The organism is Bacillus sp. 5w2 (assembly GCF_054353775.1).
In genome coordinates this window covers 52,813-77,467 of sequence record NZ_JBTIWT010000027.1, presented here as the reverse complement: position 1 = coordinate 77,467, position 24,655 = coordinate 52,813, and the positions used below count along the sequence as shown (strand labels likewise).

The 24,655-nt window shown below is 36.6% G+C and carries 29 protein-coding genes, 2 pseudogenes and 1 riboswitch; of the genes and pseudogenes, 14 read left to right on the top strand and 17 right to left on the bottom strand.

Features of this window, described 5'->3' with window-relative positions:
- Positions 1–349, bottom strand: a pseudogene (locus ACXY7N_RS28340) (collagen-like protein); the annotation flags it as partial.
- Between the two features lie 139 nt (positions 350–488).
- Positions 489–614 (bottom strand): annotated as a pseudogene (locus ACXY7N_RS28335) (Nif3-like dinuclear metal center hexameric protein); the annotation flags it as partial.
- A 92-nt stretch (positions 615–706) separates the two neighbouring features.
- On the opposite strand from ACXY7N_RS28335, the gene ACXY7N_RS28330 reads away from it, so the two are divergent.
- Together ACXY7N_RS28330 and ACXY7N_RS28325 are read left to right on the top strand one after the other, a co-directional pair.
- Positions 707–1,030 (top strand): iron-sulfur cluster biosynthesis family protein, encoded by a 324-nt coding sequence (locus ACXY7N_RS28330; RefSeq protein WP_098560095.1) that lies wholly within the window; start codon positions 707–709, stop codon positions 1,028–1,030.
- 214 nt (positions 1,031–1,244) lie between these two features.
- Positions 1,245–2,150 carry a DMT family transporter gene (locus ACXY7N_RS28325; RefSeq protein ID WP_488592826.1) on the top strand — a complete coding sequence of 302 codons (906 nt, stop codon included), beginning with the start codon at positions 1,245–1,247 and terminating at the stop codon, positions 2,148–2,150.
- A gap of 28 nt (positions 2,151–2,178) precedes the next feature.
- Here ACXY7N_RS28325 and ACXY7N_RS28320 read toward each other — a convergent pair whose 3' ends face one another.
- Positions 2,179–2,400 carry a hypothetical protein gene (locus ACXY7N_RS28320; protein WP_016085851.1) on the bottom strand — a complete coding sequence of 74 codons (222 nt, stop codon included), beginning with the start codon at positions 2,398–2,400 and terminating at the stop codon, positions 2,179–2,181.
- 431 nt (positions 2,401–2,831) lie between these two features.
- On the opposite strand from ACXY7N_RS28320, the gene ACXY7N_RS28315 reads away from it, so the two are divergent.
- Entirely contained in the window at positions 2,832–3,215 is a 384-nt protein-coding gene (locus ACXY7N_RS28315; protein ID WP_016085852.1) for an ATP synthase subunit I, read from the top strand.
- 257 nt (positions 3,216–3,472) lie between these two features.
- Here the strand turns inward: ACXY7N_RS28315 and ACXY7N_RS28310 are convergent, their stop codons facing one another.
- Together ACXY7N_RS28310 and pckA are read right to left on the bottom strand one after the other, a co-directional pair.
- Positions 3,473–3,670: a hypothetical protein gene (locus ACXY7N_RS28310; protein ID WP_033659787.1), complete on the bottom strand. Its 198-nt coding sequence runs from the start codon at positions 3,668–3,670 to the stop codon at positions 3,473–3,475.
- 290 nt (positions 3,671–3,960) lie between these two features.
- Complete coding sequence (pckA, locus tag ACXY7N_RS28305) at positions 3,961–5,547, bottom strand: phosphoenolpyruvate carboxykinase (ATP) (RefSeq protein ID WP_016085854.1); 1,587 nt, start codon at positions 5,545–5,547, stop codon at positions 3,961–3,963.
- 228 nt (positions 5,548–5,775) lie between these two features.
- Positions 5,776–5,897, top strand: a riboswitch (SAM riboswitch).
- Positions 5,898–6,064: 167 nt separating this feature from the next.
- Between pckA and metK the strand changes: the two genes are divergently transcribed.
- Positions 6,065–7,264 carry a methionine adenosyltransferase gene (gene metK / locus ACXY7N_RS28300; protein WP_016085855.1) on the top strand — a complete coding sequence of 400 codons (1,200 nt, stop codon included), beginning with the start codon at positions 6,065–6,067 and terminating at the stop codon, positions 7,262–7,264.
- A gap of 41 nt (positions 7,265–7,305) precedes the next feature.
- Here metK and ACXY7N_RS28295 read toward each other — a convergent pair whose 3' ends face one another.
- Positions 7,306–7,485 carry a hypothetical protein gene (locus tag ACXY7N_RS28295; RefSeq protein WP_016085856.1) on the bottom strand — a complete coding sequence of 60 codons (180 nt, stop codon included), beginning with the start codon at positions 7,483–7,485 and terminating at the stop codon, positions 7,306–7,308.
- Positions 7,486–7,491: 6 nt separating this feature from the next.
- Entirely contained in the window at positions 7,492–7,671 is a 180-nt protein-coding gene (locus tag ACXY7N_RS28290) for a hypothetical protein (protein WP_002067722.1), read from the bottom strand.
- A gap of 232 nt (positions 7,672–7,903) precedes the next feature.
- Between ACXY7N_RS28290 and ACXY7N_RS28285 the strand changes: the two genes are divergently transcribed.
- Both ACXY7N_RS28285 and ACXY7N_RS28280 read left to right on the top strand, forming a co-directional pair.
- Entirely contained in the window at positions 7,904–8,413 is a 510-nt protein-coding gene (locus tag ACXY7N_RS28285; RefSeq protein WP_016135509.1) for a MogA/MoaB family molybdenum cofactor biosynthesis protein, read from the top strand.
- The gene (locus ACXY7N_RS28280; RefSeq protein ID WP_000049599.1) at positions 8,410–9,012 is read left to right on the top strand and encodes a molybdenum cofactor guanylyltransferase; all 603 of its coding nucleotides are present in this window, start codon (positions 8,410–8,412) and stop codon (positions 9,010–9,012) included. Before ACXY7N_RS28285 ends, ACXY7N_RS28280 begins: the two co-directional genes overlap by 4 nt.
- Positions 9,013–9,277: 265 nt before the next feature.
- Here the strand turns inward: ACXY7N_RS28280 and ACXY7N_RS28275 are convergent, their stop codons facing one another.
- From ACXY7N_RS28275 to ACXY7N_RS28265, 3 genes are all read right to left on the bottom strand, one after another.
- The gene (locus tag ACXY7N_RS28275) at positions 9,278–10,420 is read right to left on the bottom strand and encodes a glycosyltransferase family 4 protein (RefSeq protein ID WP_016135508.1); all 1,143 of its coding nucleotides are present in this window, start codon (positions 10,418–10,420) and stop codon (positions 9,278–9,280) included.
- 12 nt (positions 10,421–10,432) lie between these two features.
- Positions 10,433–10,966, bottom strand: coding sequence for a phosphatase PAP2 family protein (locus tag ACXY7N_RS28270; protein WP_000868580.1), 534 nt, complete (start codon positions 10,964–10,966; stop codon positions 10,433–10,435).
- A 143-nt stretch (positions 10,967–11,109) separates the two neighbouring features.
- Entirely contained in the window at positions 11,110–11,622 is a 513-nt protein-coding gene (locus ACXY7N_RS28265; protein WP_016085859.1) for a gamma carbonic anhydrase, read from the bottom strand.
- 74 nt (positions 11,623–11,696) lie between these two features.
- Here ACXY7N_RS28265 and ACXY7N_RS28260 point away from each other — a divergent pair, with 74 nt between their 5' ends.
- The 3 genes from ACXY7N_RS28260 to ACXY7N_RS28250 are packed head-to-tail and all read left to right on the top strand — an operon-like array spanning position 11,697 to position 13,876.
- Entirely contained in the window at positions 11,697–12,500 is an 804-nt protein-coding gene (locus ACXY7N_RS28260) for an alpha/beta hydrolase (RefSeq protein WP_088084448.1), read from the top strand.
- 37 nt (positions 12,501–12,537) lie between these two features.
- The gene (locus tag ACXY7N_RS28255) at positions 12,538–13,602 is read left to right on the top strand and encodes a tetraprenyl-beta-curcumene synthase family protein (RefSeq protein ID WP_001102478.1); all 1,065 of its coding nucleotides are present in this window, start codon (positions 12,538–12,540) and stop codon (positions 13,600–13,602) included.
- A 40-nt stretch (positions 13,603–13,642) separates the two neighbouring features.
- Positions 13,643–13,876, top strand: coding sequence for a hypothetical protein (locus tag ACXY7N_RS28250; RefSeq protein WP_074651699.1), 234 nt, complete (start codon positions 13,643–13,645; stop codon positions 13,874–13,876).
- A gap of 37 nt (positions 13,877–13,913) precedes the next feature.
- On the opposite strand, the gene ACXY7N_RS28245 is transcribed toward ACXY7N_RS28250, so the two are convergent.
- The 7 genes from ACXY7N_RS28245 to mnmL form a co-directional block, all read right to left on the bottom strand.
- A complete protein-coding gene (locus tag ACXY7N_RS28245; protein ID WP_016135506.1) occupies positions 13,914–15,215 on the bottom strand; it encodes a PepSY-associated TM helix domain-containing protein in 1,302 nt (433 codons plus the stop codon).
- Between the two features lie 115 nt (positions 15,216–15,330).
- The gene (locus ACXY7N_RS28240; RefSeq protein WP_088084447.1) at positions 15,331–15,855 is read right to left on the bottom strand and encodes a hypothetical protein; all 525 of its coding nucleotides are present in this window, start codon (positions 15,853–15,855) and stop codon (positions 15,331–15,333) included.
- Entirely contained in the window at positions 15,852–16,526 is a 675-nt protein-coding gene (locus ACXY7N_RS28235) for an aspartate/glutamate racemase family protein (RefSeq protein ID WP_488592825.1), read from the bottom strand. Before ACXY7N_RS28235 ends, ACXY7N_RS28240 begins: the two co-directional genes overlap by 4 nt.
- A 24-nt stretch (positions 16,527–16,550) precedes the next feature.
- Entirely contained in the window at positions 16,551–17,231 is a 681-nt protein-coding gene (locus tag ACXY7N_RS28230) for a hypothetical protein (RefSeq protein ID WP_016085864.1), read from the bottom strand.
- An 18-nt stretch (positions 17,232–17,249) separates the two neighbouring features.
- A complete protein-coding gene (locus ACXY7N_RS28225) occupies positions 17,250–18,083 on the bottom strand; it encodes an ABC transporter ATP-binding protein (protein WP_488592824.1) in 834 nt (277 codons plus the stop codon).
- 226 nt (positions 18,084–18,309) lie between these two features.
- Positions 18,310–18,882 carry a tRNA 5-(aminomethyl)-2-thiouridylate-methyltransferase MnmM gene (gene mnmM / locus ACXY7N_RS28220; RefSeq protein WP_016085866.1) on the bottom strand — a complete coding sequence of 191 codons (573 nt, stop codon included), beginning with the start codon at positions 18,880–18,882 and terminating at the stop codon, positions 18,310–18,312.
- The gene (mnmL, locus tag ACXY7N_RS28215; RefSeq protein WP_000868029.1) at positions 18,879–19,838 is read right to left on the bottom strand and encodes a tRNA modification radical SAM protein MnmL/YtqA; all 960 of its coding nucleotides are present in this window, start codon (positions 19,836–19,838) and stop codon (positions 18,879–18,881) included. The genes mnmM and mnmL overlap by 4 nt, the downstream gene beginning before the upstream one ends.
- A gap of 111 nt (positions 19,839–19,949) precedes the next feature.
- Between mnmL and ACXY7N_RS28210 the strand changes: the two genes are divergently transcribed.
- The 5 genes from ACXY7N_RS28210 to ACXY7N_RS28190 all read left to right on the top strand — a co-directional run bounded on the left by ACXY7N_RS28210 (position 19,950) and on the right by ACXY7N_RS28190 (position 24,555).
- On the top strand, positions 19,950–20,213 hold the full coding sequence (locus ACXY7N_RS28210) for a YtzC family protein (protein ID WP_000840870.1): 264 nt from the start codon (positions 19,950–19,952) through the stop codon (positions 20,211–20,213).
- A gap of 15 nt (positions 20,214–20,228) precedes the next feature.
- Positions 20,229–20,378 (top strand): hypothetical protein, encoded by a 150-nt coding sequence (locus tag ACXY7N_RS28205; protein WP_001129345.1) that lies wholly within the window; start codon positions 20,229–20,231, stop codon positions 20,376–20,378.
- Between the two features lie 283 nt (positions 20,379–20,661).
- Positions 20,662–21,684, top strand: a complete 1,023-nt coding sequence (locus ACXY7N_RS28200) for a DUF418 domain-containing protein (RefSeq protein ID WP_116363733.1) — start codon at positions 20,662–20,664, stop codon at positions 21,682–21,684.
- A 232-nt stretch (positions 21,685–21,916) separates the two neighbouring features.
- On the top strand, positions 21,917–22,678 hold the full coding sequence (locus tag ACXY7N_RS28195) for an ABC transporter ATP-binding protein (protein ID WP_016135500.1): 762 nt from the start codon (positions 21,917–21,919) through the stop codon (positions 22,676–22,678).
- Positions 22,679–22,695: 17 nt separating this feature from the next.
- On the top strand, positions 22,696–24,555 hold the full coding sequence (locus tag ACXY7N_RS28190; protein ID WP_088084444.1) for an FtsX-like permease family protein: 1,860 nt from the start codon (positions 22,696–22,698) through the stop codon (positions 24,553–24,555).
- Positions 24,556–24,655 lie beyond the last annotated feature (100 nt).

Below are 24,655 nucleotides of genomic sequence, written 5' to 3'. Positions count from 1 at the left end.
TAGGTCCAGTATTGCCAGAAGGCCCAGTGCTCCCGGTTGACCCGGTGCTACCAGTAGGTCCACTTTCTACTAATACGATATAATCTGGAGATATATTGGGAAACCCTTGAGGTGCATCTTTTTTTACAACATAGCCGCTGCTCGTATAAGTGACCACTTGTCCGGTTTTATAGTTAGGGGCTGCTGCTAGACTAAAGGCGGTAGTACTTTGTAAACCAGCTCCGGTAGATCCAGCGCTACCAGTAGGTCCGGTGGCCCCAGTCGGTCCGGTCGGTCCAGTGGCGCCGGTGCTACCAATAGAACCGCCGTTGCGTCTGCCATCGCAACTAAAACAATTACGTGGGTACATATATTTTCTCCTTTCTCTGTTTTGAAAACCTAGTTTTAAAAATAGAACTACTATATATATATTATGAATTCTATATTTTTGTGTGGTCAATTGTATTGTGTATATAGATTTCAAAAGTAGGGAGGAGAATTGAATAGTTTTAGAGGAACCATTTTTCTTGCGGAAGCAAAGTAATATTCACATCAAAATTCGCATTAAACCAATCATATATCAATTTTTCTTTCACTAAATATTTAGAGACACATTGTGATACAGTCTCCTTTATCACATGTGTTAGTCTTAATTTTTTGTATACAATGATTTAGAAAAATAGTGGTACAATATATGAATGATGTGAGAAGAGAGGATGAATAACGTATGTATGTTACTGTAACAGAAGCAGCATATAAAAAGATTGTGGATACGATTCCAAGTGAAGCAAAATATATAAAGTTATTTTACGATAATGAAGGTTGCGGTTGTGTAATGAGCGGAATCATCGATTTAGTAGCTGTAGCAGAAAAAGATGAGCGTGATGTAGATATTGAATCAAGCCAGTTTAGTTTTATCGCAGATCGCACAAAGCTTGTATTTATGGATGATAAGTTAACAGTTGATTGGCATGAAGGTGGAGGAACTTTTCAGTTGAAGAGCCCAAGCCAATTTTATAATCCAAATATGAAGTTACACGTTCGAGTGTAGTAAAGAAAAGGTGATTCCAAAATGTATTTTGGAATCACCTTTTTTATTGTATAAGTCGCTATTATTATCGTTTTTTGTTGATAAATCGATATATTTAAAAAATCGCCGATATAAGTTCATTAAAACGTTGCATACAATACAAAGATTTTTTCACATAATGAAATGTACATGTGATTGAATTTTCTGTATAATTTTATTTGCGGAGGGGATACGCATGAGAAGATGGGGGATTGAGTTATTAATTTTAGCAGTCGTTATTATTTGGGGGATTAATTTTACGATTGCGAAATATGGACTTTTAGAATTTACAGCAATTGAGTTTACTGCACTTCGGATGATATCGGCGGCACCGCTTATGTTACTCCTTACATTTTTTATTGAAAAGTCGGTTTATATGGAACGAAAGGATATACCTAGATTAATCATCGTTAGCGTTGTAGGTATTGTACTGTATCAAACGTTGTTTATGGAAACTGTCAAATATACATCCGCTACAAATGCCTCTTTACTCATTTCTATTTCACCTATTTTTACAACTTTATTTGCGATTTTCTTGAAACAAGAAAAGTTTTCTTCTCGAAAGCTCATCGGTTCTATCATTGCCTTTGGTGGTGTAATATTAGTTTTAGTAGCAGGACATTCACTTGCTAGTTCTTTTTATGGAAATGGAATTGGACTAATTACATCAATATGCTGGGGGCTTTATCCTGTTTTAGCAAGTCCATTAATTAAAAAATATTCAGCACTACGTGTTACCGCATGGTCAGCATTAGTTGGTGCGATTCCGCTCTTATTGTTAAGTGGACCATACGTATTTATTATGCCATTTCACATTACACATGGAATGACACTATTTGCTTTACTATATTCGATTTTCTTCGTAACGGTATTCGGTCTAGTGATGTGGTATGTTGGTGTTCAAAAAATTGGGGCGTCACATACGATGGTATATATGTATATAACGCCACTTGTAGCTGTTTTATTTGCAGCTGTATGGGCAAATGAATATGTATCCTTTCAACAAATAATCGGTGGAATTATTATTTTCTTCGGTTTATGGTTTGTGAAATCGGAGAAAGTAAAAGTGCATTCTACTGTGGAGGAATCTATATCAAAATAGGAAAACAGATCACCTATGATCTGCTTTCCTATTTTTTTATTTTTGGTAAGAAGACGAGAAATAAGATAGCAGTAATAAGTGGAATTAAGTTTAAAACTGGAATGCGGAAGAGTGTGATAAGAATAATACCCGGAAGAAGGACACCGAGGACAGCGTAGAAAATACTATGATTTTTCGTGTACCAATACAATGAAAGTCCAATAAGTGCAGGGATAATAAGGTGAATGAGAGCCATTAAAAAATAAATCATTAGACGCCCCCTTTATTTGTGTGCTTATTACATCATATCCGTATGTTCATAGATTGATATCAATTTTTTCAAAAATGGACGAAAAATGTTTGGAAAAACGTCACAAATTATAAGAATATGATGTTTGAAATCTTGTATAATATTATTTCCTAAAAACATTTAAACAACGTAAACATATCGTTTATGTTGTTTTTAATTTGATTGAAATGGATGTAAGCAGTATAAACTTGAAAGAAATTTTTTGTTGGATAGATAAAGTGAAACTTTAATCAGTGGGGGTTTTGTTCATCCCCCACTGATTATTAGTTGAACCAATCGGGCTTTTACGGGCAGTTGATCCCCCACCTAACTTCTTTGCTTCCGCTGAATTTTGAGGTGAGGGTCTTACTGCCCGTTAATGCGGGATAAAAATTACTGAAGAGGAGAACAGCATGATTAGTATGTCATTAAGATCGTTTAAAATTCAATCGTATTATTTACTAGGTTTTCTTTTACTAGGCTGGATGTTAACACCGTTTTCAGCTCATTTCCTAGGTGCTGGAATTGGACTTATCGTAAGTATGTATTGCGTTTGGCTTTTAGGAAGACGGATTGAAAAGCTTGGAGATAGTATCGTAAAGAAAACGAAAGCACCAACGCTCGGTATGTTTAATCGCTTTGCAGCTGCTATTTTAGGTGCTATTATTATGTACGAAATTGAGCACCACATGGTGATGTGGGCATTTGCAGTAGGGATTATGGGCGGCTATTTCTTAATTGTTGTGAATTTAGGATACTATAGTATGAAAGATGAGGAAGAATTAACGAAGAGCTAAAAAGATAAAAAGCCTCTTTTTAGATGGGATAGAGGATCCGGCGGGGGATAGAAGCGGTTAGGGCCTGTTTGAGCCCCACGCGGAGTAAAACCAGAAGGATGTAGCGAGTAGAGATATAATTCATATGTTCGAATCCGTAAGTTGTACGTGTGAAAATGGATTTACCCTGGAATAAGAGATCCAGCGATGAATAGTACAACAGGAAGCGTAACTTTGCATAAAATACAGGTTTACGCTTCTAATAAGTTAATATGAAATCACGTATTAGTATGACTCTTAGTTTTTTTGAAAAAGTTGGATATAATACAAAAAGCTATTCCGGTAATTAGAATAATATATTTTATTGTTTCACTTGTATGCTCGAATAAATTAGCGTTAAGCATCACAAGTCCCCAAAACATTTGGATCGCTCCATAACTGAATAAAATTTTTCCTGTACGAGAAAAATTTCTCATAGGCTTCACCCCTTCCTATATATGTAAATTGTATCATGAAAAACTAAAAGTAAATAAATATAAATTGAAATTTCTGTAAATTAACAAACTAAGCCACAGATGAAGAGATTAACGTTTCACTTTATATAAGATATAGAAAGAAGCTTACGCAAAAACGTAAGCTTCTTTTTTATGTAAGTGTGTGTAACCGTTAAGCCGCATTGGGTTTTGTCGGTGAGTACGCGGAACTTTACGGTTACACGACACTTATTCATATGAGTAAAAGGATGATTCCAAAAGAAAGTTTGCACTTAAGCGATTGGACCGCCTAAGTTAATAATATCTTCAGAAACGCTGTCGAACTTTTTGAAGTTAGCTTTGAATTCATTTGCAAGCTCGATTGCTTTCGCTTTGTAAGCAGCTTTATCAGCCCAAGTTTGTTCAGGCATTAACACTTCGTCTGGTACACCTGGTACGTGAAGTGGAACTTCAAGACCGAAGATGTTATGTGTAGCTGTTTCAGTTTTCGCAAGTTCACCGCTTAATGCAGCTTGAATCATTGCACGAGTGTAACCTAAGTTCATACGTTTACCAACGCCGTATTCGCCACCAGTCCAGCCAGTGTTTACTAAGAATACTTTCGCATCGTGTTTCTCGATTTTTTCACCAAGCATTTCAGCATAGCGAGATGCATCAAGTGGTAAGAATGGTGAACCGAAGCAAGTTGAGAATGTTGCTTGCGGAGATGTAACACCACGCTCTGTTCCTGCTAGTTTACTAGTGTAGCCACTTAAGAAATGGTACATAGCTTGTTCTTTTGATAACTTACTGATTGGAGGCAATACGCCAGATGCATCAGCAGTTAAGAAAATGATTGTATTTGGGTGTCCAGCAACACTTGGCAGTACGATATTGTCGATCGCATGCATAGGGTATGCAGCACGAGTATTTTCTGTTAAAGTAGTATCGTTATAGTCTGCAATACGCGTTTGGTTATTAATGATAACGTTTTCTAAAACAGATCCAAATTTGATTGCATCGAAAATTTGTGGTTCTTTCTCGTGAGAAAGGTTTACACATTTTGCGTAGCAACCGCCTTCAATATTGAATACGCCGTTATCAGACCAACCATGCTCATCATCACCAATTAATTTACGGTTTGGATCAGCAGATAATGTTGTTTTACCTGTTCCAGATAAACCGAAGAATAGTGCTACGTCACCTTCTTCACCTACGTTTGCAGAGCAATGCATAGAAAGAATATCTTGTTCAGGTAGTAAGAAGTTCATAATAGAGAAGATTGATTTTTTCATTTCTCCAGCGTATTCTGTACCACCAATTAGTACGATACGTTTTTCGAATGAAACCATAATGAATGCTTCAGAGTTTGTACCGTCAACAGCTGGATCAGCTTTGAAATTCGGCGCAGAAACAATTGTGAACTCTGATTCATGAGTTGTTAATTCTTCTTCAGTTGGACGAATGAATAATTGGTGTACAAATAAATTGTGCCATGCATATTCGTTAATAACTTGAATTGGTAGGCGGTAATTGCGGTCAGCGCCTGCAAATCCATTGAAGACGAATAACTCTTCTTTTTCTTTTAAGTATTCTAAAACTTTAGTATATAATTTATTAAAATGTTCTTCAGAAATCGGTTGATTCACAGCTCCCCAAGCAATTTTGTCAGCAACCGATGCTTCTTTCACAATAAATTTATCTTTAGGAGAACGTCCTGTATATTTTCCTGTCGAAGCAGAAACCGCACCAGTAGAAGTTAATTTCCCTTCATTTCGCATTAATACTTTTTCCACTAATTGCGGAACACTTAGTTGAATCTGTGCATTGCTTCCGTTCAATAATTCGTGTAAACCAATTTGGACATTCACAGTACTCATATTTATATACCATCCTTTTCATTTAATGAAATATTTCTCGTAATCCCCAACAAGAGTATAACACAATTATATAAATAATGTATACTATTTATTTCTATTTGTTTGTGTGAATACATTATTTCCTTATTAATAATTCACTTTAGGCGCATTGAGAAAAACTTTCAGGAAAATGTGAATATTAATTGACAAATGAATATCATTTCTTTAGTATAGGTTGGGACGGATACTCTCTTATCCCGAGCTGGCGGAGGGACAGGCCCGATGAAGCCCAGCAACCTCATTTGTAGTGGTAAATACAGGTGAATAGGTGCTAAAACCTGTGCGAGGCTAATGGTCTCGAACGATAAGAGCAAAGGGCAAAAAGCAGTATGCAAGTAGCAAATTAAACCTTTCCTCTATGTAAAGTAGGAAAGGTTTTTCTGTATGCTTGTGGGAGAATAAATGTATGTCGCAGTTTGTGGCAAATTAAGGATGAGTTCCGTACAATATATACAATTACTGTAGGGAGGTTTACCACATGACAAAAAAACGTCATCTGTTCACATCTGAGTCTGTAACTGAAGGACATCCAGATAAAATTTGTGACCAAATTTCTGATTCAATTTTAGATGCGATCTTATCAAAAGACGCAAATGCACGTGTAGCTTGTGAAACAACTGTAACAACTGGTTTAGTATTGGTAGCGGGGGAAATTACGACTTCTACTTACGTAGATATTCCAAAAATCGTTCGTGAAACAATTCAAGGCATTGGTTACACACGCGCAAAATACGGATTCGATGCAGAAACTTGTGCAGTTTTAACATCTATCGATGAGCAATCTGCTGACATCGCTATGGGTGTTGACCAAGCGCTAGAAGCACGCGAAGGTCAAATGACTGACGCTGAGATTGAGGCAATTGGTGCAGGAGACCAAGGTTTAATGTTTGGTTTCGCATGTAATGAGACACAAGAATTAATGCCACTTCCAATCTCGCTTGCTCACAAATTAGCTCGTCGTTTAACTGAAGTACGTAAAGATGACACATTATCATACTTACGTCCGGATGGAAAAACGCAAGTTACAGTTGAGTATGATGAAAATGGTAAACCTGTACGTGTAGATACAATTGTAATTTCTACACAGCATCATCCAGATGTTACATGGGAAGAAATCGATCGCGATTTAAAAGAGCATGTAATTAAGGCTGTAGTTCCAGCGGAATTAATGGATGGAGAAACGAAATTCTTCATTAACCCAACTGGCCGCTTCGTAATTGGTGGACCACAAGGTGATGCTGGTTTAACAGGACGTAAAATCATCGTTGATACTTACGGTGGATACGCTCGCCACGGTGGCGGTGCATTCTCTGGTAAAGATGCAACAAAAGTTGACCGCTCTGCAGCATATGCAGCTCGTTATGTTGCGAAAAATATCATAGCAGCTGGTCTTGCTGATAAAGCAGAAGTACAACTTGCATACGCAATCGGTGTAGCACAACCAGTATCAATTTCAGTTGATACATTTGGCACTGGTAAAGTATCTGAAGACGTATTAGTAGAACTAGTTCGTAACAACTTCGATCTTCGCCCAGCTGGTATTATTAAAATGCTAGACTTACGTCGCCCAATTTACAAACAAACAGCAGCGTACGGCCACTTCGGACGTACTGATGTAGATCTATCATGGGAACGTACAGACAAAGCTGCAACTTTAAAAGAGCAAGCTGGTCTATAATATATGAAAAAAAGCTTTGCGCGGTGAGCGCAAAGCTTTTTTTATTGCGCTTTACTTACAATTTGAATGCATGAGCCACAATACACTTCGCCGTCTAGCTCAATATACTTTTTCATATTCGTCATACCACTGGCCGGAAAGGGCATATGAATCCATGCTTTTTCATACGTTTGTATTTCTTTTTCACATGATTTACAAAGGATTTGTTTCTTACGGAACATAGATGATCACCCTTTCAGTTGACGTGCTTTACCAGCGCAAAAGGCACTGCTTAGTAAAAATAGTGTCGCGAATATAATGCTTACTAATGTAGCGTATGGGATTGCGCCTTTTAAGGAAAAGCCAACAGTAATGGAAGCGACGAATAAGAGGATGAATGTTGTTGTTAGTTTTTTATAAAGTTCCATAGTATTAGACCTCCGGCTTATTTTGTAGTGCAAGTTATAAAATTGAATTCTATTATGTAGAAAATATAGAGAGTAGTTAAAGATGTGAAGTCTAGGAAATGGTTTTTCATTTTCCTTTTTGTGGGTTAGTATACTTATATTGTATCATGATGCATCGTTGGCTTCATACATAATTGTGCAAAGATATATATGATAAAATGAAGAAAAGCCTTTAAGAAAGGAAAGATGAAAAATGAGCGTAACCGAACATAAAAAACAAGCACCAAAAGAAGTGCGTTGTAAGATCGTAACAATTTCCGATACACGTACGGAAGAGACAGATAAGAGCGGACAATTATTACATGAATTGTTAAAAGAAGCAGGACATAAAGTGACTTCTTATGAAATTGTAAAAGATGATAAAGAGAGTATTCAGCAAGCAGTGTTAGCTGGTTATCATCGGGAAGACGTAGATGTTGTATTAACAAATGGCGGTACTGGTATTACGAAACGTGATGTAACGATTGAAGCGGTATCAGCGCTATTAGATAAAGAAATTGTCGGGTTTGGTGAGTTGTTCCGTATGATTAGTTATTTAGAAGATATCGGAAGCAGCGCTATGTTAAGTAGAGCAATTGGCGGTACAATTGGGCGCAAAGTTGTCTTTTCAATGCCAGGGTCTAGCGGAGCAGTTCGCCTTGCGATGAATAAATTAATTTTGCCGGAATTAGGTCATATTACATTTGAGCTGCATCGCCAATGAGTAAATATGCTGGAATTGTATTAGCAGGCGGTATGTCGAGTAGATTCGGTGAGCCGAAAGCGTTAGCAATTTGGAAGGGGACTACTTTCGTTGAGCATATTGTGAAAGTGATGACAAGTACTTTGCAAGAAGTTGTAGTCATTAGTCACCCCGATATAAAAGAGCGAGTAGAGCAATTCGTACAAGTTCCTGTTATAGAAGATATTCCGCACTATAAAGGAAACGGACCACTTGCTGGGATTGTATCAGGTATGGAATACATAGAAGCAGACTGGTATGCTATTATGCCTTGCGATGCGCCAAATGTTTCGCATGAATGGTTTACCATTTTATTAGAGCAAACGAGCAATGAATATGATGCGGTTGTACCTATTATTAATGGAAGAAAACAACCGTTACTTGCAGCATATCATAACCGTGTGAAAGAAAAGATTTATGCTTTGCTTCAAGAAGAAAAAAGAAGTATGGGCCAACTTTTATCACAATGCAATGTGAAATATGTTGCTGGTGAAGATGTACAAGCGAATGCGGATTGGTTTATAAATGTAAATACGAAAGAAGAATATGTGCAGGCTCAAAAAGACCTTTCAAATGAATGAAAGGTTTTTTTGATATACAGAAATTGGGGAACAATTCCTGTATAAAGGTATGTGAGTAAGTTGATTTTAAGGGGAATTCTTAAAATACTGTATAACCATATATTAATTTTTATGGGTTTTTATTACAAGTATGTTTAGTTATGTATCTTTTTGCTATAATGAATATAGGAATAAAGTGGTATTTCACTATGTGTATCATTTATTAAACTAAAATTTACAACTGTGTAATAAACTCCCTTCGTTTTTTTGAAGGGAGTTTTTCTATTTAAGCGAGTAACTCTGATGCGGTGTGCTGAAGGACTTCTTCATATTGTTTAAACAAGCCAAGAAAAATCTCATCCCAGCTCTTTGATTTCGCAAAAGATGAAGCTGCTATTCCCATCTGCTCAAGTTTTTCTTCATTTTGCAATAAAGAATAAATGGATGATAGAAATGCGTCTTCATTTTTGGACGGACAAAGAACTCCCGTTTTTCCATCTGTAATAATGTTTTTTACCCCGCCACTATTTGCACCAATTACAGGTGTGCCGCATGCAAGTGATTCAAGTACAACATTTCCGAATGTTTCAGTAGCTGATGGAAATACCATGATGTTAGAACAAGCATATGCTTCAGCTAAATCCTCGCCTTGTAAATATCCAGTAAAAGTGATATTTGTTTTCGGAACAGCTTCACGAAGACTTGTTGCTAGGGGACCGTCTCCTGCTATAAGCCAATGAATATCGTTTCGAGTATGCGCTGATTTAACGATAAGATTTTGCAACGTATCAATATCTTTCTCAGGAGCAATTCGTCCAACATAGGAAAGGACATACTTCGCTGTAATATTATATTTTTTCCGGAATAGGTCTGTATTGTAAGCTGGATGAAAGAGTGTGCAATCTACACCCCGTCCCCAAATCGAGAGGGCCTGAAAGCCTTTATTTTTTAATTGATGTAATGTTTCAGGGGATGGAACGAAATTTTTTTGCATATGACTATGAAACCACTTTAAATAGTTCCAAAGCATATTAGAGAGAAATTCAATTTTGTAGTAGCGTAAATAAGCATCGAAATCAGTATGATAAGAACCGACAACTGGGATGTTTAACTTTTTTGCATAATACAATCCACAAAGTCCCATGTTGAAAGGTGTGGCAATGTGAATAATGTCAGGTTGAAAGGAAAGAAGTTCACGTTTAATGCGCGGAGTAGGAAAAGAAAAACGACATTCTGGATATAATATTGTTAACGGGATACTTCTCATCTTATTCACATTCGCTACGAAATTATCTTCAGCTGTATGCTGAGGGGCGAAAACAGAATAGGCGATCTTTTCTTTCTGAAAGTAACGTGTTAATCGTTCTAATGTTTTCGCAACCCCGTTGACTTGTGGCGTAAAAGTATCGGTAAAAATGGCGACTCTCATCATATCACTCCTTTATGTGAAAAGTGGGATGAATTGATAAAAAGAGATGATGCCAGAGCAAGTGCCGAGGCACATACCGACGAATACATCAGAAGGATAGTGAAGCCCTAAATAAATGCGAGAAATACCAACGCATAATGCTAACGGTAATAGAAAAACAAATAAGTTTGGATTATAGCAAATAAATGGAATAAAGACAGAGAAAACGGCTGTTGTATGACCAGACGGGAAAGAGTGGTCTTTTAATGGATGGACTGGATATTTTGCATCCTGAATTGTTAAATAAGGACGTTTTCGCGGATACCATCTTTTTAATATTTGCACAGGAATATGGCTAATTGCTAATGAAATAGCAGTTGCGATTGCAGCTTGGTGCAAAGTTCCCTTTGCGAAAATTAAAAAGAACAGTGTGAGTGCAATGGAGAAAGTCGCGCCACCGATATGAGTAATATTGCTGAAAAAGATATTTAACGTTTTTTGATCAAAGTATCGGTTAATTCCTTTGAAAATGTAACATTCTATTTTATACAGTCCACTGACCTTCATGAAAATTCTCCTCCCTCGTTTACATATATATGGAGATATTAGCTTTTATTTTAATAAGATTTTATTGAGGGAGTAATAATGTTTTGTAAAGAAAAAGTTAGTTTTTTTATAAAAAAGCTGCCAGTATTATGGCAGCGGTAAAATCACTTTTGTAGTGATTTATAATATTGACCTTTTTCAACGTATTGTGTGCGAATACGCTCCATGTCTTTACGGTCTTCTTCTGTTAATTCACGAATGACTTTCGCTGGGCGACCGAACGCTAATGTGTTTGGCGGGATTTTTTTTCCTTGTGAAACGAGGCTTCCAGCACCGATAAAGGCTCCTTCGCCAATTTCAGCACCATCCAATATAATAGAGCCCATTCCAATTAAAGCATCCTTTTTTATATGGCAGCTATGTAAAATAACTTGATGCCCAACTGTCACATCATCTTCTAAAATAAGAGGGTACTGTGGGCTTTGGTGAAGTGTACATTGGTCCTGTACATTTACTCGGTCTCCGATGATTGTTGGTGATACATCGCCGCGTATGACTGTATTAAACCAAATACTTGCTTCTTCGCCAATTGTCACATCACCTGTAATGGTTACGTAGTCAGCGATAAAAGCACTACTCGCAATTTTCGGATTTTTTTCTTTGTAAGGATATATCATGTAAAGCCTTCCTTTCCTAGAGACTAGTTTTAGTGTATCAAATTATGAGAAAGAGTGAAATGGAGGAGAGCCGTATGTGGAATTATGAAGCAGAGGAAGCGAAAGCTGTCGTTGTTATCGTGCACGGCGCAATGGAATATCACGGACGTTATGAAGCCGTTGCGGAAATGTGGAATCATATCGGCTACCACGTCGTGATGGGGGACCTTCCGTCACATGGAACGACTTCAAGAAATAGAGGACATATTGATTCATTTGATGAATACATAGAGGAAGTTAAATTATGGGTGAAAGAGGCAAGAAAGTATAGGTTACCTATCTTTCTATTTGGTCATAGTATGGGTGGTCTTATTGTCATTCGTATGATGCAAGAAACGAAGAGAGAAGATGTAGACGGCATTATTTTAAGTTCACCCTGCTTAGGGGTAGTGACTGGACCTTCTGCACCGCTTCAAGCTGTCTCAAAAATATTAAATGTTATTGCTCCAAAATTGCAATTTGCAACGAATCTTACAGTAGAAATGTCAACTCGTAATCATGAAGTTCGGGATGCGATGGAGAATGATTCATTGTTCTTGCGCAAAGTATCAGTACGTTGGTATAGTGAATTGATTAAGTCTATCGAAATTGCGCATAAAAAAATAGGCGATTTTCCAGACGTTCCACTCTTGCTAATGCAAGCTTGTAAGGATAAACTTGTAGATAAAACACGTGTCCGTACTTGGTTTGATAATGTTAAAATAAGTGATAAGGCTTTTAAAGAATGGCCGAATTGTTATCATGAGTTATTAAATGAGTATGAGCGTGATGAAATTTTGAATTATATTCAGTCATTTACTGAAATACACATCAATAACATAATAGAAACAAATAAGTAAATTATTTGTACATTGAATAGAGGAGATGAAGGAAGAAGTGAACGTACCGAGTAATCCCATAACGCTCATGGCGAAAGTATACCGTGATGTGTTTCCGGTTGTACACCATGAGCTAGCGATGTGGAAAGAGCGTGCCTACCATATTCCGAATGACGAGCTTCATAGTCAGGCAATCGCAAGTATTGAGAATAAAACGTTTCATTGCGAGGGCGGTGGCATTTTAGCGCTATTAGCAAATGAACACCGAGAGGAATGTATTCGTTTTATCGTAGCGTATCAAACGATTAGCGATTATTTAGATAACTTATGTGATCGCAGTACATCACTTGATCCAAATGATTTTGCCGCGCTGCATGAGTCCATGTTAATGGCTTTATCACCTGAAGTAGAAGGTGGCGGTAATTATTATCGTTATCGTGATGATCAAGATGATGGTGGCTATTTAGATGAACTTGTTGAAACATGCCAAGATGTTTTAAAGAAAACGAAGCACTATGACAAAATTGCTCCTGTTCTTCATGAACTTGCTTGTTATTATTGTGATTTGCAAATTCATAAACACGTGAAGTTAGAAGAAAGAGAACCACGCTTACAAACATGGTTTGAAGCACATAAAGAAAACTTACCAGAGATGAGTTGGTTCGAATTTTCAGCATGTGCTGGTTCTACGCTTGGAATCTTCTGTCTTGTAGCATATGCCTTTCATGATGAATTACATGATGAAGATATTGCGAAAATTAGACAAGGATATTTCCCTTACGTACAAGGACTTCACATTTTACTTGATTATTTCATCGATCAAGAAGAAGACCGTATAGGCGGAGATTTGAATTTCTGTAGTTATTATGAAAATGAGCAAGCTATATTAGATCGTATGAAACATTTTGTAGAAGAAGCAGAGAAGAGCATTGGTGATTTGCCTCATGCGAAGTTTCATCGTCTCATAAGCCGAGGGTTACTTGGTATTTACTTATCAGACCAAAAAGTATCAGCGCAAAAGAATATGCACAAAATGGCACGGCGCATTGTAAAATACGGAGGCCTCACTTCACGATTCTTCTATTGGAACGGGAAGATGTACCGAAAGAAAATGGCGCAGTGATGAAGAAAACCACTCATGTAGAGTGGTTTTTTGTTATAATATGGTAAAGGTGGTGATGGAAATGAAGCGATTGTTTCAAAAGCTATATGACAATATTGAAGTAACATTACTCGTGCTACTTTCCATTTCATTTATAACTGGAATGTATATGATGATGAATAAAGCTGGCGGTCCGACAACGATGGATTATGTAGCCCAAGTTATCATTGCATTGATTATTATAGTAGATATTGTCTTTTTAATAAGTGGTAGAAAAAAAGAAAATAGTAAATAAAAAAGCATTTGTACACGGGAGTACAAATGCTTTTTCATTATGACCGTATTTTTGAAAATACATATATAAGAAGTTCAATCGCAAAAATAACTAACACAGATAGTCCGAATAAAGGCATGACAGCGCCTAGTATAACCATCATGATAAAGAAAACAAATATACTTTTCTTATCTCTTTGTTTTGGAGGTGCTGCTAATTTTCCTTTGGGCTTTCTTGCTAACCACATTTTTATTCCGTAATAAATGAGAAGTAATAAAGATAATGTCGTTAGTAAGCATAATATTTTATTTGGCCATCCGAATAAATGACCTTCATGAAGCGGGATACCGTAAGTGAACCATTGTGCAAATAATCCATAATCACGATAGTCCGTTTTTGAAATGAGTTCACCGCTATATTGATCAAAGTAAGCTGTTATTTCTTCATTTGGTGCGACATGCATACCCGTAATACCAGAACCGCTCGATTTCGAAACAGTGAATACACCTTTCGGATCAGCCGGTAGTGAGATCACATATGGCTTCTGTATTTCAATTCCTTTTTGTAATGTATCAACTGAAATTGCTTTTGGCTCATTTGAATTTGATTCAGGAGGAGCTTCCTTTCTTGTTGCCCACGGCAATTCTTTTACCTTTGATTCAGGCGGTGCCATATACAATTTCGGATACCCGAGCGATTCATTCGACGATGCGATTTTATAAATTTGGTTACCCATAAACCCTGACCACGGCAATCCAGATGCGACTAACAAAACGAGAGGAATTGTAAATATAATACCGATAATAGAATGACGTCGTTTTGCCTTTTCTCGTTTATTGGATGCTGATGTGTTTTTGAACTGGCGTATACTCATATACAATCCGGTTACAATTAAAAAGATTGTCCAGCACGCCGCAAGTTCTACAATATAGTTAACGACAGTACCACCAACTAAAAGAGAACTATGTAATTCCCTCATTATATTCGCAAACGTTTCACTTGCGTTTTGATCCCCAACAATTTGATTATTGCTATCTAAATACACATATTTTTGTTGCCCAGTATATTCATTTGCAATCGTAAGTCTCGTATTATAATCCCCATTAAACTCACTAATTTTCGCCACACTATAGTGTGGATACTTTTTCTCTGTTAAGGAAAGCGAATCAGACATCGAAATAGATTCTGTTTGGGCGCTCTTCCCAAAATATAAATCTTTATAGATGAAATCTTCAACTTCTTCTCGAAATAAATAACCAATTCCGCTCAGTGACAAAGTAATAAGAAGCGGCGTAATAAAAAGACCAGCGTAAAAATGCCAACGCCAAAAAATGTAATGAAGCGAACGATTTACTTTCATACTTTCAGTTCCCCTAACCTTCCCTATATGAATAACTACTTATTTAATATAGCGAGATTAAGTGTGATTACTTTGAAAGAATTGTGAAGAAAGTTAAAAGTTTTTAGGGCAGATTTTATCGGCGAGACATACAATACGCAATGCAAAGCTTAGTTGAATGAATTAGCTCTTCATTTCCTTTTTGTAGCCTAATTTGAAGTGCCTTTTGAAAATAAGTAAGGGCGGTGTGGAAGTCACCCTCATCTAATTTACTTTTTCCGTAATGTTGGTAGAAGAAGTCTTTATAAGTAGGAACGTTCGGCAACATATGTTGAAGTTCGGTAAATAGTGTATTTGCCGTATGGAAATTTTGTTCCCAATGGTATGTGTGTGCGAGACGTAGTTTGTTAACAAAGAGTCCTTCTTTATTATTTAAATTTGTATAATATGCAATTGCTTCCTGTAAGTAACACTTACTTTCAGGAAGGTTGCCAGCGATTCGTTCATAAACACCGATTAATCCGCAGTTTTTTCCATATAACGATCCTTCCTGTAAATGCTTTTTCAAAAGCACAATCCCTTGCTTCATTTCAGCAAGGGATAAAGGTTCTTCTCTAAGGTTTTCGTCAAATGTGTATCCCATTTCAAAAGGTATATTCATTGGGACCTCCTTATATTTTCTACATACATTCTAACAACCGCTTCAGCAAGACATTGAGAGGAATCAACAAAATCCTCACTCGCCACCACATTCAAATCGGTACATGCAATAATTGCGGTATCTACTTCATCTTTCAACTGTACAACGAGCGCACTCCATAATTGGCGAGCTACTTCAACTTCTCCGTTTTTAATATAAGTAATAATGTGATTAATCATTTCCTGCCATTTTTCATGATGAATATACTCTATATTACGTATTTCAATTCCATCTTGGTAAATCCCGGCTTGAACAGTTGCTTCTGTTGCGAGAAGAGCGACTCTTTTTATATTTTCAGGAATTGCTTGTAACGTTTCATCGACTATATTTAAAATCGGAATAGAAAGAGAACGCTGTAATTCTTCAAAATAAAGATGCGCCGTATTACAAGGCATAGCGATAAAGTCTACGCCAGTACTTTCGAGTTTTTGTGCCCCTTCAATAATCGCTTTTTTCATCGCCTCGTGATCAATAGGGCAATCCATGTAAAACGGTGTTGGGCACGAATAAATCATCATATGAGGAAAGTCCATATCATGCTTTGCTCCGTATATTGTTTGGCATCTTGCTACAACTGTATCGACGAATGGTCCAGTTGATTTTGGTCCCATTCCTGCTAGTATTCCGATCATTGCTTCGTCTCCTTTAATAGGTAATTAAAAACGTTTTTTGCGGACGAGAAAAAGAAATAACGTAAGTAATAAAAATGAATATACGATAGCCCAAGCTGTGAGCCATAAAGTGTGAGTAAGTATATTATATTTGTATTGTCCAAGCATTAGAAAGCTTTCGACAGGTGGTAAAAACCATAGCAACTCTTTTTTAAACTGAATGGAGGCGATCGTTATAAGTAATATAAATATAAGGCTAAGCCAAGCAGTGCCTGCTTTTTGAATCATATTTCTAGTAAATAATGTTGCGATTGAAATTCCTAGTATAGAGAAAGACATGTGAGCGAGAAATCCGACTAGAAATAAAGAAACTGTCATTTTTTCATTGAACATTTGCAAAATAATTGGGTAGATTACGGATATAAAAGATAACACAGTACAAATGAGAAGAGCTGTAATATATTTACCAACGTATAATGCTGAAATGTTATTTGTGTGTGAAATAGTGATTTGCTCTTGTACAGGGTCTTCGGTATGAAAAATTGTGACCGTAATCCAGGCAGATAATAAATATAGCGCGAGTGCTGTTTCTAAATATGTCGGTACAATAGGAGTTGGTTTATATGTATATACAAAAAGTAAGCTCATGCAGTACATCGCAATAGGAGGGACGTACTTATACGATTTTGTGTAGTCGAGAAAATGGTAACGAATAAGCGCGAACATAATAAACCTTCTTTCGATTTAAAAGTTAGGTTGTAGCAGTGTGATAGATGCTTTTTTATGTAATAAAAACTGAAGCATTTCGTTTGTATATTCTTTTTCGATTTGTAATTGAATAAGGTTTTGATTTGAATTGTGTACAACATGTATAAAACCTAATTGTTTCCGTAGTTCTATCACTGAAAATGTATCGTGAACGATTGCTTCAATATAGACTTGTTCTGCCCCTTTTTGTACAAAGGTATCTACTGTGATTGTATGATTTGCTAACGTCACAATTCTATCGGCGAAGTTTTCTAATAGTTGTTTTTCATGACATGTGAAGAGTACAGATATACCTTGTTGTTTTAATGAGAGTAAAATATGTTCTAATTCTTGCTGAGAGTTAGGATCGAGCCCAGAAAGCGGTTCGTCTAAAATTAATAAATGTACGTCTGTAAGTAATGCTTGCATAATACCTGTTTTTTGTTTCATACCTTTTGAAAAGTTTCGTACAACGGAATGTCTTGCGTGATGTAAGTGAAAAGATTCAAGGAGCATCGGAATTTTATTATGTAAGTATTTTGTTGATAAACCGTGAATGCAGCCGAGATGATATAAATAATCTTCTAATGTAAAACGAATCCCTTCAGGAAAATGCTCAGGTACATAACCGATTTGTATATGTTCTTTTCTTTGAAGTGTCCCTGCCGTGGGTGAAATAAAACCTGCAATTATTTTGAGTAGAGTACTTTTTCCAGTCCCGTTTCCGCCAACAATGGCGAGTGCTTCTCCTTCTGGAATGGATAAATCAATGTTGTCTAGTATGAGTGATTTGCCGTACTTCTTTTGAATTCCCCTTAGTTCTACTAGCAAAGTTCTATCCTTCTTTCTTCAAATAGTGTATATATCCATTATATAGGAGAATGAGAAAAAGACGTGCAAGGAGTGCACGTCTTTTTTTGGTATGTTTTGTCGAATTATCGATATATCTGAAAAATCGTTGATATATCCGACATTACGATAGATATAATTGAAAAATCGTTGATATAATTATCCCGCTATTTACCAGGCAGAAAAACCCGCTGATTAAAGTTTCACTTTATCGTTTCTCAATCGCCACAATAAATGGCGGGTTATTTTGCTGGTTAATGAAGCCGTATCGCAGTACGTGAGCTTGTTTTTGATCTAGTTCTTCGGCAAATTTAAGTACAGCGTCGCGTTCTACTTGTCCTTCTGGATGCCCGTGATAAATGACAAGGACGATGATACCTTCAGGTGCCATTACTTCTAATAGTTGTTCGATCGCTGAGATTGTTGAGTTCGGTTTTGTAACGATATGCTTGTCTCCGCCTGGAAGGTAACCTAAGTTGAAGATTGCGCCTGTTACTTTTCCTTTTGCATTCTCTGGTAATACGGATAGAAGTGTATCGTGACTATCATGAACTAAAACAGTACGTTCGAAAAGCTCTTTTTCTTTTAGGCGGATCGTAGAACTTTCAATTGCTTCTTTTTGAATATCAAATCCAAATACTTTTCCGTTATCTCCAACGATTTCAGCTAGGAAGCAAGTGTCATGTCCATTTCCAAGTGTTGCATCTACAGCGTAATCGTCTTCTTTAACAGCCGTTTGCAGCAGTGTGCGAGCAAACGGTAATACACGTTCTAATTTCATTTTTGTTTCTCCTCATTTGCATATTTTCCTTGCCAGCTTCCGCGGCGTACAAATTCTGCATCGATGGAATTTAATACTTCCCATTTATTTAAGCTCCACATTGGACCAATCATTAAATCAGGTGGACCGTCACCTGTAATACGGTGCACAATTACATCTTCTGGAATAATCTCAAGCTGGTCAACAACGAGACTTACGTAATCTTCAAGAGAAAGGAACTCTAGTTGTCCTTTTTCATATTGCTTCACCATCGGCGTTCCTTTTAATAAATGAAGTAAATGAATTTTAATTCCTTGTACATCAAGCTTCGCTACTTCACGAGCTGTTTCCATCATCATGTCGTAATCTTCAAGTGGAAGACCGTTAATAATATGGGAGCAAACTTTAATGCCATGTTTGCGTAATTTATTTACGCCTTCAACGTAAGAAGGATAATCGTGAGCGCGATTAATAAGGTTTGCAGTACGTTCATGAACAGTTTGTAGTCCCAGTTCAACCCAAAGATACGTGCGTTTATTTAAGTCCGCTAAATATTCAACGACATCGTCCGGTAAACAATCTGGACGAGTCGCAATAGAAAGACCGACAACATCTTTTTCTGCTAGAAGCGGTTCGAATTTTTCTTTTAACACTTCAAGCGGTGCATGTGTATTTGTATACGCCTGAAAATAAGCGATACATTTACCGTCTTTCCACTTTGAGCGCATTTTTTCTTTCATTTCATGATATTGCGTTATAACATCATCGCGGCGATCACCAGCGAAGTCACCAGATCCAGCAGCACTGCAAAATGTACAACCGCCATAAGCAACTGTACCGTCACGGTTCGGGCAATCGAAGCCAGCATCTAATGAAACTTTAAAGATCTTTTCACCAAATTCATTTCTTAAATGGTAATTCCATGTATGATAACGTTTATTGTCGTTTGTATATGGAAAAGGGTTTTGAACCTTCATTACTTTCCCTCCTAAGCCGAGTCAAAATGAAACAAAATACATTATAACATACTCATAAGGTTCATATGGAAGGGACACACTAAAGGGGAATTGAAGCAAGGAGGGACAATTATGGCAGAGCGTCAATCACTTGAATCGTATATTACACAAGCGGAACAAGCGGTGGAATATGCGAAAGAACAATTAGACCAAGGTATGAGACAAGAGCATTACAATACGATGGAGTATTCAGATGCGCAGTTACAATTAGAACAAGCATATAACGATTTACAAACGATGCAACAACATGCGAATGATGAGCAACGTGAGCAGTTAAATAGAGCACGTATGGCAATTCGCCAATTGCAACATCAAATGATTATTACACCGCGCTAATAAGGAGTGAATGTAATGGCGAAACGTTCAGATCAAAATAACCCAGAGCAAAAAACACAAAATGGACATAACGCTGAGTTTTCGAATGAGCTTGATCCAGTTGTTCAAGTGAAACAGCGTAACAGTAAAAAGGGACAACCTCAAAGATCGAAGCAATCAGAGTAGACCAGGTCGCAATATGACCTGGTTTTATTTTATTATATTACAATAATGTAAGATTTCTGTAAGGTTTGTCGATAGTTGTGAGCCGCTTTCTCCAGTAGAGTAAGGAAGGATTAAATTTTATCCCGCATTAACGGGCAGTAAAACTCCCACCTCAAAATTCGGCTGGAGCAAAGAAGTTAGGGGGAGATCCACTGCCCGTAAATGCCCGATTGGTTCAACTAATAATCAGTGGGGGATGAACCCCCCACTGATTATAGTTTCACTTTATACAAGGAGTTGCTTTATGGGGAACAAGATTACAAACAAACGAATTGATGAGTTAGATTACATTCGTGGCTTTGCACTATTGGGGATTATTTTAGTAAATATTCTCGCACTACTTAACATTAAAATTCCAGATCCTAATACAGTGGATGCTAGCTATCAAAGATTTTTATACTTATTTGTAGAAGGTCGTTTCTTCTCAATCTTCTCATTCTTATTTGGAGTGGGATTCTATATCTTTATCTCTAGAGCAATTGCGAAAGGGAAAAATGGGTATGTTTTATTTTTCCGCCGCTTAGTTGCACTATTTATTTTCGGTTTGATTCATCAAATGTTTCAGCCTGGAGAAGCACTAGCGTTATACGCAATTTGCGGGTTACTTGTTTTACCGTTTTATAAAGCGAAAAAAGAAGTGAATTTAGTAGTTGGACTTGTTTTAACAATTTCCTTTAGCGTACTTGCTGCGAAAGAATTTCTACCGTTAGGTTTAATTTTATTAGGGCTTGCTGCAGGACAATATCGTGTGTTTGAAAATCTCACGAAAAATATAAAGCAAGTCGCTATTTTTACAGGTATTATGTTTGTTTTAAGTGTCTTAGCTGTATGGTATCAATATGGGCACGTTCCTGCTGAACCATTTGTAAATGGGATAATGGAGAACGAAGATGGAACAATGGATGCTGCAAGCCAATTTTTAAAAATTGGTATTACAGTTGGGCCAATTATTTCAGCTTTCTATGTGGGAGCATTAATTTTATTACTTCAATTAAAACCAGTTCAAACATTGTTAGCGCCACTGAAATATTATGGTCGTATGGCTTTAACGAATTATATTGGACAAACTGCAATGATTTTAATCGCAGGAAGTGTATTTAACTTTGCAGAAAACTTAACGTACATGCAGACGTTATATGTGTGTATTGCAATTTACGCAATTCAAATTGTGTTTAGTGTGATTTGGATGAAAATCTTTAAAATGGGTCCACTAGAATGGATTTGGCGTGTTATTACGTATTGGACGGTAACACCTTTAAAGAAATAAAGAGAGAAGTGGGCTGTTCCTTTTGTGGAACAGCCTATTTTTTATTGTCATCTTTTTCGGTAAGTCGATATTACTTGTCGAATCGCTAATACAATTTCATTTACCAACGAACCTTACACACGCATCTTTTTTATATTACAAAAGTGTAAGGTAAATGTAATGTTAACAAATAGCAGTTCCCTTCCAAAAGGCGCAAAATAGGTAATGGAAAAACAAGCGTAGGAGGATATATATGACGAAACCAGTTGTAGACGTAAAAAACGTTCAAAAAGTGTACGGTAAAAAAGGTGAGAACCAATCGCATGCGTTAAAAGGTGTGTCATTCTCGATTCAAGAGGGTGAGTTTGTCGGAATTATGGGACCATCTGGTTCTGGTAAAACGACATTATTAAATGTAATTTCAACGTTAGATAAAGCAACAGGCGGCGTTGTTGAAATTGCAGGAACAGATATTACGAAAATGAAGCAAGGTGAGCTTTCTGATTTCCGCTCGCAAAAATTAGGATTCATCTTCCAAGACTTTAACCTATTAGAAAACTTATCTATTTATGAAAACATTGCACTTCCACTTTCTCTTCAAGGTGTTCCATCACGTAATATTGGACCGAAAGTAGAAAAAGTAGCGGATATGTTAGGGATTACAGAAATTCTTCAAAAGTATCCATCTGAAGTATCTGGTGGACAGAAACAACGTTCAGCAGCAGCTCGCGCACTAGTACATGAGCCGGCAATTATTTTAGGGGACGAGCCAACAGGAGCTCTTGATTCTAAAAATGCAGCGAGCTTACTTGATGCGATGACAAACTTAAATCAAGAGCAAGGTGTATCTATTATGATGGTTACACATGATCCGTATAGTGCAAGTTACTGTCAGCGTATTTTATTCATTCAAGATGGTGAGCTATATAAAGAAATTCACCGCGGTGGTACGCGTGAAGAGTTTTATAAAGAAATTTTAGATGTACTTGCAGATTTAGGTACACAAAAAGCGTAAGGAAGGAGGTCTAGAGCATGTTATTCAAACTTTCCATGTCAGGGCTAAAGAGTAAGCTAAAAGATTACATCGTCTTACTTGTCGGTCTTGTCATGTCGATTTCAATTTTTTATATGTTTCAAACGTTAGCGTTAAACGAAGCCTTCCTTAAGGAAAATTCTACTATTGGTCAAATTGGATTCGTATTCCAAGCAGGTTCATTTTTACTAGCCATTATAACGTTCTTCTATATTTTATATGCGAACTCTTTCTTATTATCTCTTCGCCAAAAAGAGTTTGGTATGTATATGATGTTAGGAGCAAAAAAGCATAAAGTTACATTACTTATGTTTATTGAAACAATCGTATTAGGTGCTGCGTCTCTTGCGATTGGTATTATAGTTGGGGTAGGACTTGCAGAAGGTATCGGTCAGTTATTAATGAAACAATTAGAATTTGCAGGTGAAGGTTATAAAGCATTTTATCTGCCATCTATGACTGTTACGTGTATCTTCTTCTTTGCATTATTTGTATTATCAGCAATTATGAATAGTATTAAGTTATCACGTATTTCTGTACTGCAACTTGTACATGCAGATGCACAAACAGAACGTGTTGCGGTAAAAGGAAAAATGACAGGTTTAGTCGCATTCCTTGCGGTTATTTTATTAGGAATGGGCTATGCATCAATGATTTACATGGAAAAACTAAGAGAAATGGGAATTCTTATCGCATTAATTACAACAACAGCTGGTACTTACATGCTATTTGGATCACTTCTTCCAGTGATTATTAAAAAGTTAAAAAGTAATAAAAAGCGTAGTGAAAAAGGACTTAACGCTTTTACATTTGCACAATTAAACTTCCGTATTAATAGCTTAACAAAGGTGCTTGCGACAGTAGCGATGTTAGTTGCTCTTGGAGCAGGTGCGATTTCTGGTGGTATGGCGTTTAAAAATAACGTTATAAAAATGGTTGATGGTTTAGTAATCTATGATTCAGTAGTTCATAATCCAACAGCTGAAGAAAAGAAAATCTTAGACGGTATTACATTTAAAGAGAAAAGCGAATATCGTTACAAAGTTGATGATAAATACGTTTATTATGTAAAAGAGGATTTGGAGAAAAATCGTCCTTTAGTAAAAGATATGACAAATATAAAATCGATGAAGGATTTAGTGAATACGAAGAAGGCTTCACAGGAACTACCAGTAGGCGCAGTTTCTAGAGAAATGAATGAAAAAGATGCGAACGCTAAAGAACTTCCAGAAGAATGGGTAGATGCTTTTAGCACAATTCATCCGTATTATCTATACGAAGATCATGCAATTAAAATTGTAGATCAAAAAATGTACGATGAGATAAATGGTAAAGAAGGTATAGCATTTATCGGAAAAACAGATGATTTCTTAACATATACAAAAGAATGGAAAAAACTTGACGAGTTGCAACTAGATAAATATAAAAATGTAACAGCTGAAAGAATGAACAGTAAATATCAATCTTACGACATGTTCTACGGCGTTGCGAGCGGAACAGTGTTTATGGGATTCTTCCTTGGAATTGCTTTCTTAGCAATGATGGCAAGTTGTTTAATGTTCAAAATTCTTTCTGGTGCATCAAAAGATATTACGCGTTATCAAATGCTTCGTAAAATTGGGGTGCGCCGTGAATTATTAACAAAATCAATTTATAAAGAGTTATTCTTAGTATTCTTATTCCCAGCAATTGTAGGTATTGCTCACGTATTAGTTGGTATGAATATTTTCGGATTTATTTTACTTGATCCGTACTTCCGTATTTGGGTACCGATTGTTATCTTTGTAATGATTTATGCAATTTATTACTTCATTACCGTTCAATTGTATAAAGGAATTGTTCTTCCGAAAGAAGATTAATAAAAAACCGAGCGAAACTGCTCGGTTTTTATTATTTTCAGAAAAAACACTTTGATGTTACTGAAATATATAATATAATATAAATAAGTAACATAATATA

Coding starts and splice junctions, on each gene's coding strand:
- ACXY7N_RS28330 (WP_098560095.1), top strand. CDS start 707: ATGTATGTTACTGTAACAGAAGCAGCATATAAAAAGATTGTGGATACG.
- ACXY7N_RS28325 (WP_488592826.1), top strand. CDS start 1,245: ATGAGAAGATGGGGGATTGAGTTATTAATTTTAGCAGTCGTTATTATT.
- ACXY7N_RS28320 (WP_016085851.1), bottom strand. CDS start 2,400: ATGATTTATTTTTTAATGGCTCTCATTCACCTTATTATCCCTGCACTT.
- ACXY7N_RS28315 (WP_016085852.1), top strand. CDS start 2,832: ATGATTAGTATGTCATTAAGATCGTTTAAAATTCAATCGTATTATTTA.
- ACXY7N_RS28310 (WP_033659787.1), bottom strand. CDS start 3,670: ATGAGAAATTTTTCTCGTACAGGAAAAATTTTATTCAGTTATGGAGCG.
- pckA (WP_016085854.1), bottom strand. CDS start 5,547: ATGAGTACTGTGAATGTCCAAATTGGTTTACACGAATTATTGAACGGA.
- metK (WP_016085855.1), top strand. CDS start 6,065: ATGACAAAAAAACGTCATCTGTTCACATCTGAGTCTGTAACTGAAGGA.
- ACXY7N_RS28295 (WP_016085856.1), bottom strand. CDS start 7,485: ATGTTCCGTAAGAAACAAATCCTTTGTAAATCATGTGAAAAAGAAATA.
- ACXY7N_RS28290 (WP_002067722.1), bottom strand. CDS start 7,671: ATGGAACTTTATAAAAAACTAACAACAACATTCATCCTCTTATTCGTC.
- ACXY7N_RS28285 (WP_016135509.1), top strand. CDS start 7,904: ATGAGCGTAACCGAACATAAAAAACAAGCACCAAAAGAAGTGCGTTGT.
- ACXY7N_RS28280 (WP_000049599.1), top strand. CDS start 8,410: ATGAGTAAATATGCTGGAATTGTATTAGCAGGCGGTATGTCGAGTAGA.
- ACXY7N_RS28275 (WP_016135508.1), bottom strand. CDS start 10,420: ATGAGAGTCGCCATTTTTACCGATACTTTTACGCCACAAGTCAACGGG.
- ACXY7N_RS28270 (WP_000868580.1), bottom strand. CDS start 10,966: ATGAAGGTCAGTGGACTGTATAAAATAGAATGTTACATTTTCAAAGGA.
- ACXY7N_RS28265 (WP_016085859.1), bottom strand. CDS start 11,622: ATGATATATCCTTACAAAGAAAAAAATCCGAAAATTGCGAGTAGTGCT.
- ACXY7N_RS28260 (WP_088084448.1), top strand. CDS start 11,697: ATGTGGAATTATGAAGCAGAGGAAGCGAAAGCTGTCGTTGTTATCGTG.
- ACXY7N_RS28250 (WP_074651699.1), top strand. CDS start 13,643: ATGGTAAAGGTGGTGATGGAAATGAAGCGATTGTTTCAAAAGCTATAT.
- ACXY7N_RS28245 (WP_016135506.1), bottom strand. CDS start 15,215: ATGAAAGTAAATCGTTCGCTTCATTACATTTTTTGGCGTTGGCATTTT.
- ACXY7N_RS28240 (WP_088084447.1), bottom strand. CDS start 15,855: ATGAATATACCTTTTGAAATGGGATACACATTTGACGAAAACCTTAGA.
- ACXY7N_RS28235 (WP_488592825.1), bottom strand. CDS start 16,526: ATGATCGGAATACTAGCAGGAATGGGACCAAAATCAACTGGACCATTC.
- ACXY7N_RS28230 (WP_016085864.1), bottom strand. CDS start 17,231: ATGTTCGCGCTTATTCGTTACCATTTTCTCGACTACACAAAATCGTAT.
- mnmM (WP_016085866.1), bottom strand. CDS start 18,882: ATGAAATTAGAACGTGTATTACCGTTTGCTCGCACACTGCTGCAAACG.
- mnmL (WP_000868029.1), bottom strand. CDS start 19,838: ATGAAGGTTCAAAACCCTTTTCCATATACAAACGACAATAAACGTTAT.
- ACXY7N_RS28210 (WP_000840870.1), top strand. CDS start 19,950: ATGGCAGAGCGTCAATCACTTGAATCGTATATTACACAAGCGGAACAA.
- ACXY7N_RS28205 (WP_001129345.1), top strand. CDS start 20,229: ATGGCGAAACGTTCAGATCAAAATAACCCAGAGCAAAAAACACAAAAT.
- ACXY7N_RS28200 (WP_116363733.1), top strand. CDS start 20,662: ATGGGGAACAAGATTACAAACAAACGAATTGATGAGTTAGATTACATT.
- ACXY7N_RS28195 (WP_016135500.1), top strand. CDS start 21,917: ATGACGAAACCAGTTGTAGACGTAAAAAACGTTCAAAAAGTGTACGGT.
- ACXY7N_RS28190 (WP_088084444.1), top strand. CDS start 22,696: ATGTTATTCAAACTTTCCATGTCAGGGCTAAAGAGTAAGCTAAAAGAT.